Consider the following 223-nt stretch of genomic DNA (forward strand, 5'->3'; position numbering starts at 1 on the left):
TTCAGATTTATCTAATAAATCTTTAAACTTTATTTTGCTGACATTAATTTGATTGTTTGTTATTTCAGGTTCCTTTTTGCCTTTAATCTTTTTTATCTGTTTCTCCATTGCCTCTATTTCTTTTAGCAGTCCAAAAACCAGATCTTGTATTGCACCGATGGCATAAGATTCATCACATTCTTTCTTATATGATTCTTGCCATATGTGGAGAAGGGCCTCTATC

At 31.8% G+C, this 223-nt stretch carries 1 protein-coding gene; it reads right to left on the bottom strand.

All coding sequences use genetic code 11. The features are described from left to right. The coding region (locus tag ACGF5R_RS25160; protein WP_387693393.1) for a hypothetical protein at window positions 1–223 on the bottom strand (223 nt) is incomplete at both ends.

The organism is Photorhabdus sp. RM71S (assembly GCF_042879355.1).
GTDB lineage: Bacteria > Pseudomonadota > Gammaproteobacteria > Enterobacterales > Enterobacteriaceae > Photorhabdus > Photorhabdus kayaii.